The organism is Geobacillus sp. FJAT-46040, from assembly GCF_002335725.1.
Classification (GTDB): domain Bacteria; phylum Bacillota; class Bacilli; order Bacillales; family Anoxybacillaceae; genus Geobacillus; species Geobacillus thermoleovorans.
Window position 1 is genome coordinate 2,039,013 of sequence record NZ_NISS01000001.1, and the last position, 15,961, is coordinate 2,054,973.

15 protein-coding genes, 1 pseudogene and 1 riboswitch are annotated in these 15,961 nt (G+C 49.6%); of the genes and pseudogenes, 8 read left to right on the plus strand and 8 right to left on the minus strand.

All coding sequences use genetic code 11. From position 1 onward, the window contains the following. Window positions 1-120 precede the first annotated feature (120 nt). Window positions 121-1,302: an IS701-like element ISBsm1 family transposase gene (locus tag CD000_RS10720; RefSeq protein WP_096225634.1), complete on the plus strand. Its 1,182-nt coding sequence runs from the start codon at window positions 121-123 to the stop codon at window positions 1,300-1,302. A 304-nt stretch (window positions 1,303-1,606) separates the two neighbouring features. Here the strand turns inward: CD000_RS10720 and CD000_RS10725 are convergent, their stop codons facing one another. Beyond that, entirely contained in the window at window positions 1,607-1,990 is a 384-nt protein-coding gene (locus CD000_RS10725; protein ID WP_233130426.1) for a diacylglycerol/lipid kinase family protein, read from the minus strand. Window positions 1,991-2,087: 97 nt separating this feature from the next. Next, entirely contained in the window at window positions 2,088-3,002 is a 915-nt protein-coding gene (gene murB, locus CD000_RS10730) for a UDP-N-acetylmuramate dehydrogenase (RefSeq protein ID WP_096225635.1), read from the minus strand. Between the two features lie 226 nt (window positions 3,003-3,228). Between murB and CD000_RS10735 the strand changes: the two genes are divergently transcribed. After that, window positions 3,229-3,822, plus strand: coding sequence for an IMEF encapsulin system ferritin-like cargo protein (locus CD000_RS10735; protein ID WP_096225636.1), 594 nt, complete (start codon window positions 3,229-3,231; stop codon window positions 3,820-3,822). Between the two features lie 15 nt (window positions 3,823-3,837). Further along, the gene (locus CD000_RS10740) at window positions 3,838-4,692 is read left to right on the plus strand and encodes a family 1 encapsulin nanocompartment shell protein (protein WP_096225637.1); all 855 of its coding nucleotides are present in this window, start codon (window positions 3,838-3,840) and stop codon (window positions 4,690-4,692) included. Between the two features lie 155 nt (window positions 4,693-4,847). On the opposite strand, the gene CD000_RS10745 is transcribed toward CD000_RS10740, so the two are convergent. Next, on the minus strand, window positions 4,848-5,312 hold the full coding sequence (locus tag CD000_RS10745; protein ID WP_095859043.1) for a hypothetical protein: 465 nt from the start codon (window positions 5,310-5,312) through the stop codon (window positions 4,848-4,850). A 136-nt stretch (window positions 5,313-5,448) separates the two neighbouring features. Between CD000_RS10745 and CD000_RS10750 the strand changes: the two genes are divergently transcribed. Together CD000_RS10750 and CD000_RS10755 are read left to right on the plus strand one after the other, a co-directional pair. Then, window positions 5,449-5,802 carry a 2Fe-2S iron-sulfur cluster-binding protein gene (locus tag CD000_RS10750; protein ID WP_011230415.1) on the plus strand — a complete coding sequence of 118 codons (354 nt, stop codon included), beginning with the start codon at window positions 5,449-5,451 and terminating at the stop codon, window positions 5,800-5,802. A 129-nt stretch (window positions 5,803-5,931) separates the two neighbouring features. After that, on the plus strand, window positions 5,932-6,468 hold the full coding sequence (locus tag CD000_RS10755) for an HD domain-containing protein (protein WP_096225638.1): 537 nt from the start codon (window positions 5,932-5,934) through the stop codon (window positions 6,466-6,468). 169 nt (window positions 6,469-6,637) lie between these two features. Here the strand turns inward: CD000_RS10755 and CD000_RS19150 are convergent, their stop codons facing one another. From CD000_RS19150 to asnB, 5 genes are all read right to left on the minus strand, one after another. After that, on the minus strand, window positions 6,638-6,883 hold the full coding sequence (locus CD000_RS19150; RefSeq protein ID WP_310794013.1) for a gamma-glutamylcyclotransferase family protein: 246 nt from the start codon (window positions 6,881-6,883) through the stop codon (window positions 6,638-6,640). Continuing rightward, on the minus strand, window positions 6,837-6,989 hold the full coding sequence (locus CD000_RS19155; protein WP_023633957.1) for a hypothetical protein: 153 nt from the start codon (window positions 6,987-6,989) through the stop codon (window positions 6,837-6,839). The genes CD000_RS19150 and CD000_RS19155 overlap by 47 nt, the downstream gene beginning before the upstream one ends. A gap of 200 nt (window positions 6,990-7,189) precedes the next feature. Next, window positions 7,190-8,230, minus strand: a complete 1,041-nt coding sequence (locus CD000_RS10765; protein WP_096225639.1) for a ribonucleotide-diphosphate reductase subunit beta — start codon at window positions 8,228-8,230, stop codon at window positions 7,190-7,192. A gap of 110 nt (window positions 8,231-8,340) precedes the next feature. Next, window positions 8,341-10,623 carry a ribonucleoside-diphosphate reductase subunit alpha gene (locus CD000_RS10770; protein ID WP_096225640.1) on the minus strand — a complete coding sequence of 761 codons (2,283 nt, stop codon included), beginning with the start codon at window positions 10,621-10,623 and terminating at the stop codon, window positions 8,341-8,343. A 129-nt stretch (window positions 10,624-10,752) separates the two neighbouring features. Beyond that, window positions 10,753-10,948, minus strand: a riboswitch (cobalamin riboswitch). 201 nt (window positions 10,949-11,149) lie between these two features. After that, window positions 11,150-13,057 carry an asparagine synthase (glutamine-hydrolyzing) gene (gene asnB, locus CD000_RS10775; RefSeq protein ID WP_096225641.1) on the minus strand — a complete coding sequence of 636 codons (1,908 nt, stop codon included), beginning with the start codon at window positions 13,055-13,057 and terminating at the stop codon, window positions 11,150-11,152. Window positions 13,058-13,344: 287 nt separating this feature from the next. Between asnB and CD000_RS10780 the strand changes: the two genes are divergently transcribed. The 3 genes and pseudogenes from CD000_RS10780 (at window position 13,345) to CD000_RS10790 (ending at window position 15,900) form a co-directional block, all read left to right on the plus strand. After that, window positions 13,345-14,235, plus strand: a complete 891-nt coding sequence (locus tag CD000_RS10780; RefSeq protein WP_096225642.1) for a C39 family peptidase — start codon at window positions 13,345-13,347, stop codon at window positions 14,233-14,235. A gap of 29 nt (window positions 14,236-14,264) precedes the next feature. Then, a pseudogene (locus tag CD000_RS10785) lies at window positions 14,265-15,404 on the plus strand (multicopper oxidase family protein); the annotation flags it as partial. Window positions 15,405-15,552: 148 nt separating this feature from the next. Beyond that, complete coding sequence (locus tag CD000_RS10790; RefSeq protein WP_096225643.1) at window positions 15,553-15,900, plus strand: four-helix bundle copper-binding protein; 348 nt, start codon at window positions 15,553-15,555, stop codon at window positions 15,898-15,900. Window positions 15,901-15,961 lie beyond the last annotated feature (61 nt).

The window sequence follows — 15,961 nt, forward strand, 5'->3', positions numbered from 1 at the left end:
ACTGTAGATGAGCAAAATCACTAACATAAATTTACATCGAAACAAAAAAGGAGACATGAACCCGATTCCTTGGTTAGAATAGATGTGCTACCAAACCATTCACAAGGAGGTTCATGTCTCATGAATAGATTAGCACATCATCAAGGAATTCACAAGTTTTTCACGATGTTGGGGTTGACCCTTTATTTTTCAAAACCTGTTATGAAGCATCTCGTTCATATCGTGGATGCGATGATCACGAAGGGCTTTTCGGGAACATTGACCGATCTTCATCATGGGAGCTTTCATCCGAACCACCGCACGACACTCAGCCATTTTTTCACGAAAAGTCCGTGGGAGGAAGAGACACTGCTTCGCAAACTCCAGCAGTGGATCCTTCGTCGTGTCGAACGCATCGCCAAACAGGAGAATCAACCCTTGTTTGTTTCGATCGATGATACGATTTGCCAAAAAACCAAGCCTTCGTCACGGGCAACACACGCGATTCAGGGATGTGATTGGCACTACTCTCACTCAGAGAAAAAATCGATTTGGGGCCATTCTCTTGTTTGGTTCATGGTTCATACTGCAACCCAGGCGTTTCCCTTTTCCTTCCGCCTCTACGACAAGACGGCGGGAAAAAGCAAAGGGGAACTCGCGATCGAGATGCTTTCTTCGTTGGATGTACGCCGTCCCGTTTATGTGCTGATGGATTCGTGGTATCCATCGAAAGCGCTCGTGGAAGCTTGTCTGAAAAAAGGATTCCACGTCATCGCGATGCTCAAGACGAACCGGATTCTCTATCCGAACGGCGTTGCCGTCCAAGCGAAGCAGTTGGCCCGCTCCATCGAACCGAATGACACTCACCTCGTCACGGTGGGAGAAGAGCATTATCGCGTCTATCGTTACGAAGGAGCGCTCAACGGTCTCGACCATGCGGTGGTGCTGCTCGCTTGGAAAGCCAATCAGCCGATGACATCGGAACATCTTCACTGCGTCTTGAGCACCGACCGGGAGCTAAGCGATGAAGACATCTTGCGCCACTATGCCCAACGCTGGTCGATCGAATGCTTTTTTCGACAAGCGAAAGACCAGCTGAAGCTCGATGGGTACCGTGTTCGTCAGGTTCGGGCGGTGAAACGCTGCTGGATCTTGGTGCAGCTTGCTTACGTGTACAGCCTATTCGAGTCGAACAGCGATTTTTCTGATGGGCTCGATCTCTTGCGCAAGAGAAAAGGACATAGCCTCGTGGAGTTCATTTACTGTGCAGCGAAACAAAATATTCCCATTGATACCGTGAAAAAACAGCTCCATGTGGCATAAAGGGTACCCTGTTTGTTTCTTTTTACATGGTAATTATTGTTATGAAAATTGCTCATCTACAGTTATAATATAAAATATAAATAATCGAAAATCTATATAGGTTGTAATAAAGAATTTCCGACCTCCATGTCCCGTCTTTACTTTATCACCTAACAAGCTGGCACGGTGACAAGAAGAGCGAACAATGCCATGTGAAACAAAATTGCAACTTATATATATTCTTTTTTCATCGATTCTCCTTTTTTTACTTTTTTTGATCAAAAGTAAAAAAAAGGACGCCGCGTATCCCCCGCCTACGCTTCGCTTAGAGGCGGGGGACTTGCGGCGTATGGGTTGTTAAAAACAGCGCAAGAATTTTCCAACGAGGCATCGACCCGACGACCGTCACATGAAGCAAGCCGTCATCCCCCCGGGCGGACGGGGCGATGCGCATACCTCCGCCGTAGTACGGATGATTGGACACAGTCGCCATCCAAGCTTGCTGAAATGAATAGTTTCGCCCGTCAATGCAAATGTCAAGATCGACGGGTCGGTAGCGGAATAGCTCTATCACTAAATAAAGCACGTAAATAAGCGAGCCAAGCCCAACACGATTGAACCGCCCTTTCCATGCCGAACGGTTGGCCTTGCGGGCGATATGGGCGTCAAAACCGCAGCCGACGCTGTTGGCAAACGCGCCGTCGGGCACGGATAATCCCTTTTCTTACCTATTGGCGGTTGGTTTCATTTTTCCTCTCGTCGAAATGAGAAAAATCCGAACCCGCAAACCGGATTCGGATCCTCCGTCATTCCTCGCCAATAATTTTGACTTCCAACTCCAGATCGACCCCGAATTTTTCTTTCACTGTTTTGCGCACCATTTCGATCGTCGCAATGTAATCGGCAGCGGTCGCATTGTTTTTGTTAATAATGAATCCTGCATGCTTCGTCGACACTTCCGCACCGCCGAATCCTTTTCCCTGAAGGCCGCTGTCTTGGATGAGCTTGCCGGCAAAATAGCCCGGCGGACGCTTAAACACGCTGCCGACCGACGGATACTCAAGCGGCTGTTTCGATTCGCGCTGAAAGGTTAAATCATCCATTTTCGCCTTGATTTGTGCATAGTCGCCCGGCTGCAGGGAAAAGATGACTTCAAGCACAATATCATGCGTCCGGCTGATGATGCTTGTTCGATAGCCAAGCTCCAGCTCCTCGTTTTTCAGAGTTTTCAACTCACCGGCGAGCGTCGCCACCTTGACATGGTCAAGCACATCTTTCACTTCCCCGCCGTACGCTCCGGCGTTCATCATAATCGCCCCGCCGACCGACCCCGGAATGCCGCAGGCGAACTCCAACCCGGTGAGGTGTTGTTCGAGCGCGAACCGCGACACCGCTTTAATATCCGCCCCGCTTTGTGCGATCACGTTGTTTCCTTCACGCCAAATGCGGTTCAAATGCTTCAGCTGCATGACAATGCCGCGCAGCCCGCCATCGCGGATGATGACGTTCGAACCGTTGCCAAGAAGCGTAAACGGCAGGCCGTACTCTTCTTTCAGCCGCAACACCTCAATGACCTGCTCGTACGTCTCCGGCCAGACGAGAAAATCGGCCTTGCCGCCGATCCGCACCAATGTATGGTTTTTCATCGGCTCATCGCGAAGGACATTTCTTTCCCCACAAATCTCTACGAGTCTTTGATAAATATGTTCCGCACGTTTCATCGTTCTGTCTCACCTTCTTCGCTCATTCCATGCCGCTTGGCGGCATTCATTCCACATCGTTTCCATTATCGCTGGAATCGCGTCGCATATCAAGTGGGCAATGTTCCTTATTCTGTTTTATTCCGGACCAGGAGAAAAGGTGACGTTCGAAGGAAGACGAGATGTTTATGCCTCTTTCAATATGGAAAAGATGATAACAATCAATCATAGTGTAGGAGGGAGTCCATTGTACGACACGTTAGCGGAAGTCAGCGCCATTCTCGGCCGGTCGAAAGAGGCGCTCAGCCAGTTTCAAGCGATTTTAGAGCCGACGATTGAAAAGGCCGCGGACGACCATGAACGGCTGTATTGGCATCATATTTACGAAGAAGAGGAACACCGGTTTGACCGTTTGACCGCCTTGCTTCCAAAGTTGGAGGAGGCATTGGCGGACGAAGCATTCTTATCGCGGGAAAACGGCGACTTTTTGCGCCTGTTGCAAGATATCAGCCTTGAAAAATTCGGTTTGCACAACTTTTTGGAACATCTCGATTTGTCGTTGTTTCATTATAAAGGGACGGAACATGAACCGACAATTGCGGCGCTGCGCGATATGACCGCTGCTGATTACCAACAGATGAAAGACGCCCTTGAAGCGCTGAATCGCGCGTTGGACGTGCCGGTTTCCCTCGCCGCTTCGGTGCCGACTGACGAAAAAGAGCATCAAAAAGACCATTTGAAACTGGCGCAGTACGCCGTCCCGCCTTCCGACCCGGCGCCTGTCCGCCCATCGATCGGAACAAGACGGCAGCTGACAGTCGGCAGCTTAAAACACGGATAAGAAAGGAGAGTAAACATGGATAAAACGAAGCTGTATCCAGAAGCCCCGCTCACAAGCAGCCAATGGGGCGAGCTTGACGAACTGGTCATTGAAACGGCGCGGCGCCAGCTCGTCGGACGTAGGTTTATCGATTTGTACGGTCCGCTTGGCGAAGGCGTCCAGTCGGTCGCCAACGATATTTATATGAACCCGGAGCATGGGGACATGAGCTTCCACGGCAAAGAGCTGAGCCTTTCCGAGCCGGCGCGGCGCGTGCATTTAACGATCCCGCTTTTGTATAAAGACTTTATTTTGTACTGGCGTGACATTGAACAGGCGAAACAGCTCGGCAGCCCGATCGACTTTTCCGCCGCCGCCAACGCCGCCCAGCAGTGCGCGCTGCTTGAGGACGATTTGATTTTCAACGGTTCGGCTGAATTTGATGTACCGGGCATTATGAACGTGAAAGGAAAAATCGCCCACATTCGCAGCGACTGGATGAAATCGGGCAACGCCTTTACTGACGTCGTCGAAGCGCGCAACAAGCTGCTTCAGCTCGGCCATACCGGCCCATACGCGCTCGTCTTGTCGCCGGAATTGTATGCGTTGATCCACCGCGTCCATGAAGGGACGCACGTGCTTGAAATTGAGCACATCCGCGAGCTGATGACCGCCGGCATTTACCAAACGCCAGTCATTAAAGGCAAACGCGGGGTCGTCATTGACACAGGGCGGCAAAACATCGACCTCGCTGTTGCCGTCGATGTGCAAACCGCGTTTTTAGATACGGAAAACATGAACTACTTGTTCCGTGTCTACGAATCGGTTGTACCGCGCATTAAACGGCCGAGCGCCATCTGTACGCTTGAAGATCCAGCCGGAGCCTCGTAATTTCTCTTTTCAGGGAAAGAGGGGACACATTAGCGGGAGGCTGGCTAGACATGGGCCAAAGCGTCCGAAGGCGATTCAATAGCCACATCCGCTGCTTGCAACAATCGAAACGCCCAGCGGATTTACAAACCGCTGGGCGTCTTGCTAGTTGGCCATCAAGCCGTGCGGGCTGCTTGGTCTTGAACGTTCGAAACGAGCAGCGACAATTCGGGGCTGAGCGCCTCAACACCGATGTCATCGATAATCATTTTCGCTTCCCGCCAAAAATGAACGGTATAACTGCCTTCATAAATCTCAAAGAGGCGTTTTAAATAGCGCCGCTTGTTGTTGATGGCTTCCCGTTTATAAGCGGCGTTGTTCAGCTCACGAATTTTTTTATGTTCAGGCGCAGAGATGACGCTGATGTCATGAACGTTGACGATGAGCCGTTCCCCTTGTTCGGTCACAAAACCGACCGAATAGTATTGGGCGCCCAGCTGATCGATATGAACGATGCAGACGTTTCGATATTCTTCGCCGGAACGGAGGCGGAGAAGCGCCGCTTCCACCGCGCCGCCGACTTTTCGCTCGTTGGCCAAAATCGCTTTCATATCGCGCAGTCCGTTCATCGGAATGCCCATGGTGTCTCCCCCTTGTCCCTAGCCAAGATGGCGTTTTCGCAATTCCTTTTACTATTATGATACCAATCATTCATTCGGATGTAAATGAGATTCATTTTCAAACTAACCATGTAATTTAAAGGAGATGTGTAAAAAAATGGGTAAAACATTCACGGTCGGCTCACTGAAGCCTGCCGTCCGGCCATCGGAGCGCTCCATTTCTGCCGCGCCGCCTAAGCCCGATGGGCCGTCCGCCGTGCGGCCGTCTGTCATTCAAATCGAACAAAAAGGGAAAACGTTCACCGTGCAGCCAGCCCCCGGCGTTTCGCTTCTTGACGCCGCCCTAGGACAAGGTGTTCTGCTCGATCACAAATGCAAAAAAGGAACGTGTGGCCGTTGCATGGTCACCGTTCTCGCCGGCGCCCACCTTCTCGCTCCGAAAACGCGGCGCGAGCGCGAAAAAACGGATCAACCAGCCAAACGGCTTGCCTGCCAAGCACAAATCCAATAAGCCGAGCGCTATTTTAGCACGATCGGCTTATTTTTTCCCATGCAACCGCTCCCACCTACTTTCTCTCATTGCCTGACTCTTTACGCCATGGTATGATGGTGAGAAATACAAAAAACGGAGGGGATGCCTATGAGAACGGTCACCTTAACCGACGTCTTTGCCCATCCGATTGCGCAAAAATATTTAAAACGATCCGGCCTCGCCCACGCCATCACCGTGGCGTACCATGCCTACCACCTTGCCCTCCGCCACGGAGTGAACGTCGACTTGGCGACAAAAGCGGCACTGCTTCATGATATCGGCCATTACACATGGTACAAAAACGGCCGTTGGGACTACGAACAATACCGGCAAAACGACATCCATGCCATCAAAGGAGCCGAGCGGGCGCATAAGCTGCTGATCCGCCTTGGCGAACATCCGCAAAACGCTAAGGAAATTGCCCTGGCGATTTTGCTTCATACCGATTCCTACCTTCCAGAAGGAGAATGGAAACGAACGCCGCTTCAAGCCATCGTCAAATGGGCCGACGAAGCCGACGAGGAGCCCGGCGGCCGCCACCATTATCGAACGATCAGCGACGACTTAGCGTGGAAAAAAATCCGCCAGCTCGACGAACTCGTCAGCCGTCAGCACGGAAAAGAGCGACTCGGGGATATTGTTTGACCGCTTGCCTTGATGTCGCCATTCCCCTTGAACAGACGCGAAACATCGCCGCGAACAATGTATGCTCTGAACGGAAACAGCTCACCCTTTCATCAGGTGGGCTGCTCGCGCGCCAGCGACACAGAACGATACACACCATCGAATGCCCTCTTATATCCTCATCGTCCACTCACGCTTTAAGTTTGGCGTGTTGCTCAAGCCACTCTTTTCGTTCTGATGGGTACACGTACGTGTAACACGTGTACTTCTCGCCATCAGCATCTATGGCGGTCACGGTGATCCGTTCATAATGGTTAGGCTGTCCCGGGCCGTGATACCCTTCAAGCTGGTCAAGTATGGCAAGCGCCGTTTCCGGGTCGCCAAGCTGGTTATAGGCGATGGCGCTTGAACCCAGCTGAGCGAAACGTTGAAAAATCGCTTCCCCCCCTCTTCAGCCATACCTCGTCATTGTCGTGCTCCTCTTCCACGAGCCACTGATTCAATTGCTCGCGCAGCCGTTCGATTTCCTGTTTTTTCCCCACTTCTCCCGTCCCCTTTCGCATTCAAAAGCAAGTTTTTTCTCATTATACCAAGGTAAGGCGCCCAAGCCTACCGTCCGACAACAAGCCGCAACATCTCTTTTCCTTTTCTCTTCCCCATTGTATAATGCAGCGAGAATCCCTCCGTTAATCATGTTTTCCGGCAAAAAACCGCGTTGGACGATGCCCCAACGCGGTTTTCCTTACAGCTCATCAAACCCATTATCCACTTGCACTTTCGTATATTGGCGCGGTTTTTGCTCGAAGAAGTCTGATTTGCCGAGGTCGACTTCTTCATACGCTTTAATCCAGCGGAGCGGGTTCGTCCGATAGCCGTCAAACGGGCGGTCAAAACCGAGCTGATGAGCGCGGACGTTGGCGTAAAACTTAATGTACGCTTCCAAATCAGCCAAGTCGATGCCATCGATGTCATTCCCGATGATTTCCCCGGCCCATTCGATTTCCAGCTCAGCCGCTTTCGTAAACGTTTCACGGACAAAATCGGAAAGCTCCGGCGTCCGATACTCCGGGTATTCGTTCAACACTTCTTTGAAAATTTTCGCAAACAAATCAACATGAATGTGCTCGTCGCGGTTGATGTAATTGATCATCGTGCTCGTCGCCACCATTTTTTGCTGGCGCGCAAGGTTGTAGAAGAACGCAAACCCTGAGTAGAAAAACAGTCCTTCTAAAATGACGTCAAAAACGATGGAGCGCAACAAGTTCTCCACATTCGGCTCTTCCGCAAACGCCTTGTAGCCGTTCGTCACAAAATCGTTCCGCTTGCGCAGCGTCGGTTCGTTTCGCCAAAAGTCGAACACTTCATCTTGCTTTGCTTTCGGCACAAGGCTCGAGAGCACGTACGAATAGGAATGGTTGTGAATGACTTCCTGCTGGGCGAGCATGATCATCAAGGCATTGATGCTTGGATCGGTAATGTAATCCGCCACACGTCCCGCGTAATCGGTTTGAATGCTGTCAAGCAGCGCCAAGAGTCCAATGATTTTCAAAAACGCATCCTGCTCGCGGGCGGTCAGCTGCGGAAACTGCTTCACATCTTGCGCCATATTGATTTCAAACGGCGTCCAAAAGTTGGCGAGCATTCGCTTATATTTCGCATACGCCCATGGGTAGGCAATATCGTCCCAGTTCAACACATTCGAGCAGCGGCCGTTGATGATGCCCGTCGAACGGTTCGGCGCCTCCGGATCCATAATCGGTCGTTTGACTAAGCCGATCGTCATCGTCCATTCCTTCCTTTCGTTTTCTAGTATCATGTGCGCGGCCAACCTCGGACGCCCCTCCCGCACAAGGAAGGGAAAGCCCGACCAAAGGCGTTTGTTGCGCCCCATGGTCAGCTCGCACAAGAATCGCACTCGTCGATCGTCCCCGATGTCGAACGCACGTAATACGTCGTTTTCAGCCCCGACTTCCACGCCGTCAAATGCAAATCGAGCAGCTCTTTTGCCTTAATCGTGTTCACGACGTAGAAGTTAAAGGAGATGGCTTGGTCGATATGGCGCTGGCGGGCGGCGTTTTGCTTGATGCTCCAGCGCTGGTCGATATGGTACGCCGATTTGTAATACCATATCGTCTGTTCGTTTAAATCCGGCACCGTAACGGGAATCTTATAATCTTTCTTTTCCTCGGCGTATACTTTTAAGAAAATGGGATCAATGCTCGCCGTGCTGCCAGCGATGATCGACGTCGATGCGTTCGGGGCGATGGCCATGATATAGCCGTTGCGCATCCCGTAGCGGGTCACATCTTGCTTCAGCCGATCCCAATCCAATTCACCGTGGCTTTCGTAGCCGCGCCGCTCAAAATAAGCGCCCGTCTGCCAGTCCGACCCCGGAAACGCCGGGTAGCTCCCTTTCTCTTTGGCGAGCTCCATGCTCGCTTGAATCGCCAAATACGCGATCGTTTCATACAGCTCGTCGGCATAGCGGACCGCTTCGTCCGACTCCCAGCGAATGCCTTTTAACGCCAAAAGATGATGCCAGCCAAAGGTTCCAAGCCCGACAGCGCGGTATTTTTCGTTCGTCAGGCCGGCTTGCAGCACCGGAATATTGTTTAAATCAATGACATTATCGAGCATCCGCATTTGAATCGGGATGAGCCGCGCTAAAACCCCATCGGTCACCGCCCGCGCCAAGTTGATCGACGATAAATTGCAGACGACAAAATCGCCTGGTATTTTTTCAATGATGATCATCCCGTCTTTTACATATTGCCGCTTCATCACCGTTGGGCTTTGGTTTTGCGCGATTTCCGTGCAAAGGTTGCTGCAGTAGATCATCCCGAGATGGCGATTCGGATTTTGCCGGTTCACTTCATCGCGGTAAAACATAAACGGCGTCCCCGACTCGAGCTGGCTGCGCATAATGCTTTTCATCACTTCGATCGCCGGCACTTTTTCTTTCGACAGTCTTGGTTCGTTGACGCATTGCCAATATTTTTCCCGAAAGCTGCCGCTCCCTTTTTCCTCATCATAAAAATCTTCCAAGCTAAACCCCATCACCTTCCGCACTTCATGCGGATCAAACAAATACCAATCGCCGCGCTGTTCGACTTGCTCCATGAACAAATCAGGGATGCAAACGCCGGTGAACAAATCATGCGTCCGCAGCCGTTCGTCACCGTTGTTGAGCCGCGCATCGAGAAAGGCAAAAATGTCTTTATGCCATACATCCAAATAGACGGAAATGGCCCCTTTTCGCTGCCCCAGTTGATCGACGCTCACCGCTGTATTGTTCAGCTGCTTCATCCACGGGATGACGCCGGAGGAGACCCCTTTGAATCCTTTAATGTCGCTGCCGCGCGACCGGATTTTGCCTAAATAGACGCCGATGCCGCCGCCCGATTTCGATAAATTGGCGATGTCGGTATTGCTGTCATAAATCCCTTGCAAGCTGTCATCGACCGTGTCGACAAAGCAGCTTGAGAGCTGGCCGTACGACTTCCCAGCGTTGGCAAGCGTCGGCGTCGCCACGGTCATGTATAAGTTGCTTAACGCCCAATACGCTTCCTTCACGAGCGCAAGCCGCTGCTTTTGCGGTTCATTCGCCATGAGCGTCATGGCAATGACCAAAAACCGCTCCTGCGGCAATTCATACAACCGCCGCTCATAATCGCGGGCCAAATACCGGTCCGCAAGCGTGCGCAGCCCAATGTACGTAAACAGCTTGTCCTTCTCCGGATCAAGAAACGCACCGATGGCGTCGACTTCTTCTTTCGTATAACGTTCAAGCAAGAACGGGCTGTACACCCCTTGTTCCGTTAGCGCAACAAGGAGCGAGTAGAAATCGCCATACCGCTTGCGCTCATCGTACCCGCGCTGCCGTGCCGCCTCGCGGTACAATTGCCGCAAATACAGCCGGGCGCACACAAATGTCCAGTCCGGCTCATCTTCATCAATGTAAGAAAGTCCTTCCAAAATAGCCGTTTGGTGCAGCTGTTCTACCGTGACGGACTCCTTTCGACTGAGAAGCTGCCAAACACGCTCGACGTATTCATCAAGCGACAGACGGCCGAATCCAGCGGCGGCTTGCCCAATCAGCGACGCAAACTCTTCACGTGAAAAAGAAACCGGCTTCCCTTGGTCATCGATGATGATCATTTTCGTCAATGCGGTCATTCGTTTCCCCACTCCTTCAATAAAAAATCCGCTCGGGCAGGCGAGCGGATGAAACGACAGACGAAAAAAGGCAGACGAACCCCTTGTTCTTTTCCCCTATCGTTTCATCTTCTCACACCCCGAAGAACATGAAACGTTCCAAGCAAGGCAGGTCTCCTGACTCGTGCATCGTCCTACTTTGGGGCCTTCCCAGCGGCGCGCCGAATGGCTCTTGCCGCCAGTGGCCATCCCATTTCGTCCGCACATACAGTTGCGGGGGCAGTTCCGGATTCACACCGGATTCCCTATTAAGTCCTGATGGACACCATTGCTTGGTGCAACGATATATAGTTGTTTAAAAAAGAGAACAAAACAATATATAGTAGATGATCATCCTGATGGAACAAGCATATACCAAAACCGGGAGAATTGCAAGAGTGGGAGAAAGCAAATTTTCTCTTTCGCTTCGCCAAAGGCAAGGAAACTGTCCGCACCATCGAAAAAGGCGTTCTAGGTGTCGCCCTTAGAACGCCCTGTCGTTTCCCTGCTACGCCTCCAAAACAGACGCTGGCCGCTCCTCGCTTTGTGCGGATGAAGCAAAATCGTACTTCTTTTCCACATAGACTTGATGCCAAACCATAAACGCCAAGACCGTCCACAGCTTGCGGCTGTGGTCCGCCTTGTGGCGGGCATGTTCATCCAGCAGCCGATAGAGCACGTCCTTATGGAACAGATGATCAGTTTCGCTTTCGTGGATGAGCTGTCTCGCCCAGTCATACATTTCGTTTTTCAGCCAGTGGCGAATCGGCACGGGGAACCCTAATTTTTTCCGGTTTAACACATGATCCGGCACGATGCCTTCGGCGGCTTTACGTAAAATATATTTCGTCGTACCGTTGGCTATCTTCATATCAGGGACGATTTGCCTAGCAACCTCAAATACCTTTTTGTCTAAAAAGGGAACGCGCAGCTCAAGCGAATGGGCCATCGTCATTTTGTCCGCTTTGACTAAAATATCGCCCCTTAGCCATGTATGAAGATCAATATACTGCATCCGGTTGACGGGCGGGTCATGAAGCGTTTCGCGGTAAAAAGGAGCCGTCACCGCCGTATATTCGCGCCCCTCTTGGTACGTTTTGAGCAACGCCGCTTTTTCCTTTTCGCTATAGATTTTCGCATTGCCGACATACCGTTCTTCAAGCGGCGTCGTTCCGCGCTCCAAAAAGCTTTTTCCTTTCATCCCGTCCGGAAGCATCTTCGCGATCACCCGCAACACCGCTTTTACGATGTTTGGCATGCGCGCAAACAGCCGCAACGACTCTGGTTCGCGGTAAATGTTGTAACCGCCGAACAGCTCGTCCGCCCCCTCGCCAGAAAGCACAACCGTGACATGCTTTCTCGCCTCACGAGCGACAAAATAAAGCGGCACAGCCGCAGGATCGGCAAGCGGATCGTCCATATGCCACATAATTTTCGGCAGCTCTTCCATATACTCCTGCGGTGAGATGACATAGCTAATGTTGTCTACCCCAAGCTTCTCTGCGGTTTCTTTTGCGACATCGATTTCACTGAACCCTTCCCGCTCAAACCCGACGGAAAAGGTCTTCAGGTGCGGATGGAATTGTTTCGCGATGGCGACGATGAACGATGAATCAATGCCTCCCGACAAAAACGCACCGACCGGCACATCGCTGCGCATATGGACGTTGACCGAATCAAACAGCGCATCGCGGATTTTCTTTACAAGCTCCTCTTCCGATTGGCGAATGGGGTCGAAGGATGCCTTCCAATAACGATGAATCGTGAGCGGTTTTCCGACTTTTTTCTTGAGATAATGCCCCGGCTCCAGCTTGTAAATGCCGGCCGACATCGTCAGCGGCTCAGGGACATATTGGAATGTTAAATAATGCTGCAGGGAATCGCCGTTTAGCGACTCCTGTCCCAGAGCGAGCAAGATGCTTTTCTTTTCCGAAGCGAAAAACGTGCGGTCTCCTTGCTCCGCATAAAAAAACGGCTTAATGCCGAACGGATCGCGCGCCGCAAACACCGTTTTCTCTTGCTTGTCCCAAATGACAAACGCAAACATCCCGCGCAGTTTTTCGACCGCTTTTTCTTTTTCGGCGCTGTAAAGGGCGACAATCACCTCAGTATCCGAATGCGTCGCAAACGAATATCCTTTCGCCGCCAGCTCTTCCCGCAATTCAAGATAGTTGTAAATTTCCCCGTTAAAAATGATCCAATATCGATCGTTTTCATAAGACAGCGGCTGATGTCCCGCCTCCAGATCGATGATGCTCAAACGCCGAAAACCAAAACTCACGTAGTCATCAAAAAAATACCCCTCATCGTCGGGGCCGCGATGGGTAATCAGGCGGTTCATCTCCACCAACGTTGTTTTCCATGTTTGCTCAATCGCTCTTGGGCGATCATGAATACAGCCAATAAAACCGCACATGGCGATGATTGTCCCCCCCACTTTGCTAAGAAGAATCCAAAAACTACACGAAAAACCTTTTTGTTTAAAACTAAAATGATGGATACAAAGATACTTTCATTCTATCGTACACAACGTCAAGTTTCAAAAACAATCTGTTTCCATTTTTTCAGGAACACTGCTTGCAAGATTTTCAGTTCCTCATAATATTAACGATAAAGTATGGAGAAAGTGTGAATTTCACCATTTTTGCACATCGATCTGTTACGATAAAAACACACACGTGTTACAAAGGAGTTGAGAATGGCTTGTTAGCGTTTATCCTTTTTTTGACTTTTCTCATCGTTTCCCTTTGTTTTGTTCTCTTGAGAAGACCTCTAAACGGGAGGATGGATCAACTGTCGCTCGGATTGTATATTTCGTGTTTCTTGCTATTGGCCGCCTCATTATCCTATTATGCAAGCTCGGCCCAGATAGGCGATGCCATCAAAGCCTTCATACAGAACAGAAACAGCAGAGAAACCAATCCGTCCCCCAGCAATCAAGCAAAGGAGGCGAATCGATCAGTTGCCTCTTCAAAGAAACAAGCGCTAAGGACATCCGTCCTGATTGACGCCCCCCTTTTGTCTCAGCTTCCGGAACTGCCGAGGGGATGCGAAGTAACCAGCTTGGCCATGCTCTTGAATCATGCCGGCATTCGCGTCGATAAGATGACGTTGGCGAAACAAATCAAGAAAAATCCTACTCCGTATCAAGTGCGAAATGGCCAAGTGTTTTACGGCCACCCAAATGAAGGGTTTGTCGGCGATATGTATACGTTATCGAAGCCTGGATACGGCGTGTACCATAAGCCGATCAAGCAGTTGGCTGAGCGGTACTTGCCTAACCAAATCATCGACTTAACAGGGCAATCGTTTGAGAACATCTATACATACTTGGCCAAAGGCACACCGGTTTGGGTGATCACCAACACCACCTTTCGTCCTCTTCCTCCCTCTGCCTTTCGGGAATGGCAAACCCCGCAAGGCCCGATCAAAATCACGTACCGGGAACACGCGGTGCTCATTACGGGATACGATGAGCAGTACATTTATTTCAATGATCCATTGACCGCTGTCAAAAACCAAAAAGCGCCGAAACAAGACTTTATCGACGCTTGGGTTCAAATGGGACGGCAGGCGATTACCTACCACCGTTAGACATCGGTGAATCCGAATCGCTTGCCTTTTTTGAATTTACCGCAACCGTGCCGGGAACGTATTTTTATCATTCCCATCAAAAAAGCGCCGAGCAAGTGGACAAGGGATTATACGGTACATTAATCGTAGAACCGAAAAATGAAGAAAAAGTCGATCGAGATTATACACTTGTGTTAGATGAATGGATGAGCAATCCGGATGAAGGAAATATGGATATGAGTGGAATGGATCATAGTAATATGAATGATGGAAATAGCTCTGATAATCAACAAATGGATATGAGCAGCATGGGCCATGATATGAATATGTATGATATTTTCACGATTAACGGGAAAAGCGGTTCCGCTGTCAAACCTTTAAAAGTGAAGAAAGGCGAAAAGGTGCGCCTTCGCCTTGTAAACGCAGGATACATGGTCCACAAACTTCACCTGCATGGTCATGAGTTTAAAATTGTCGCAACTGACGGGCAGCCGTTAAAAGATCCGCAACCAATCAAAGATGAACTTTTAAATATTGCTCCGGGTGAACGTTATGATATTGAATTTATCGCGAATAACCCGGGTGAATGGTTATTAGAATGTCATGGTGATATGGAAGGTACCGATGGCATGAAAGTGAAAATTCAATACGAAGACCAGACAAACAATACGGATAAAGAAAATGCAAAAGAAAACCTCCCTGTTGTGGATATGACAACATACGGAAAATATGAAGTAGGTCAATTTACACTAGACCAAAAATATGATGTAGAGTACACAATGGATTTAGGAACAGCCATGGGCAAAGATGGCATGGTCTACACGATTAATGGGAAAACGTATCCTGACACAGCGCCGATCAATGTGAAGACAGGAGATTTAGTAAAAGTAAAAATAGTGAACAATTCACCTACGGATGTACATCCGATGCATTTACACGGACATTTCTTCCAAGTGTTAAGCAAAAACGGTAAGCCAGTCACAGGCTCTCCATTGATAAAGGATTCCTTAAATGTAAACCCTGGTGAAGAATATGTCGTCGCGTTTAAAGCGGATAATCCGGGAAATTGGATGTTCCATTGCCATGACTTGCACCATGCTTCAGCCGGAATGGTCACACAAGTAAAATATACCGATTACAAATCGGACTATACCCCAGATCCGAATGACACAACGAATAAAGGTGAATAACAGCTTATCGTAGTAAATAAAAGAGGCTGAGTTCAAAAGGTTAACACCCTTTTGAGACAGCCTCTTATTTTTTTGTTTTTATTTCCAGTTTATTTTTTTTTAGTTAGAAAAAAATAATAATGAATTTAAATCATTGGAGGGATTATATATGACGACAGTTATTAGTTCATCAGTTCAACAATTTCAAACGTGTATTGATGCTTGCAACCAATGTATGCAAGCTTGTGAAGAATGTCTGACTTCATGTTTAAAAGCAGCTGACGTACAGGCTAGAACACATTGTATCAACATTTTAAGGGATTGTGCAGATATTTGTGCCATGGCGGCTCAATGGATGTCTCGCGGAAGCATGTATGCGAAGGAGTTTTGCCAACTTTGCGCGACAATTTGCGATTCTTGTGCCGCTGAATGTGCAAAATTCCAAGATACACACTGTCAGGAATGTGCCAATTTATGCCGTCAGTGTGCTGAAGAATGCCGTAAAATGTCATCATAATACTATTTGAGGGTGTCTCAAAAGTGATCACTTTTGAGACACCCTCCATAGCCATCAAGTT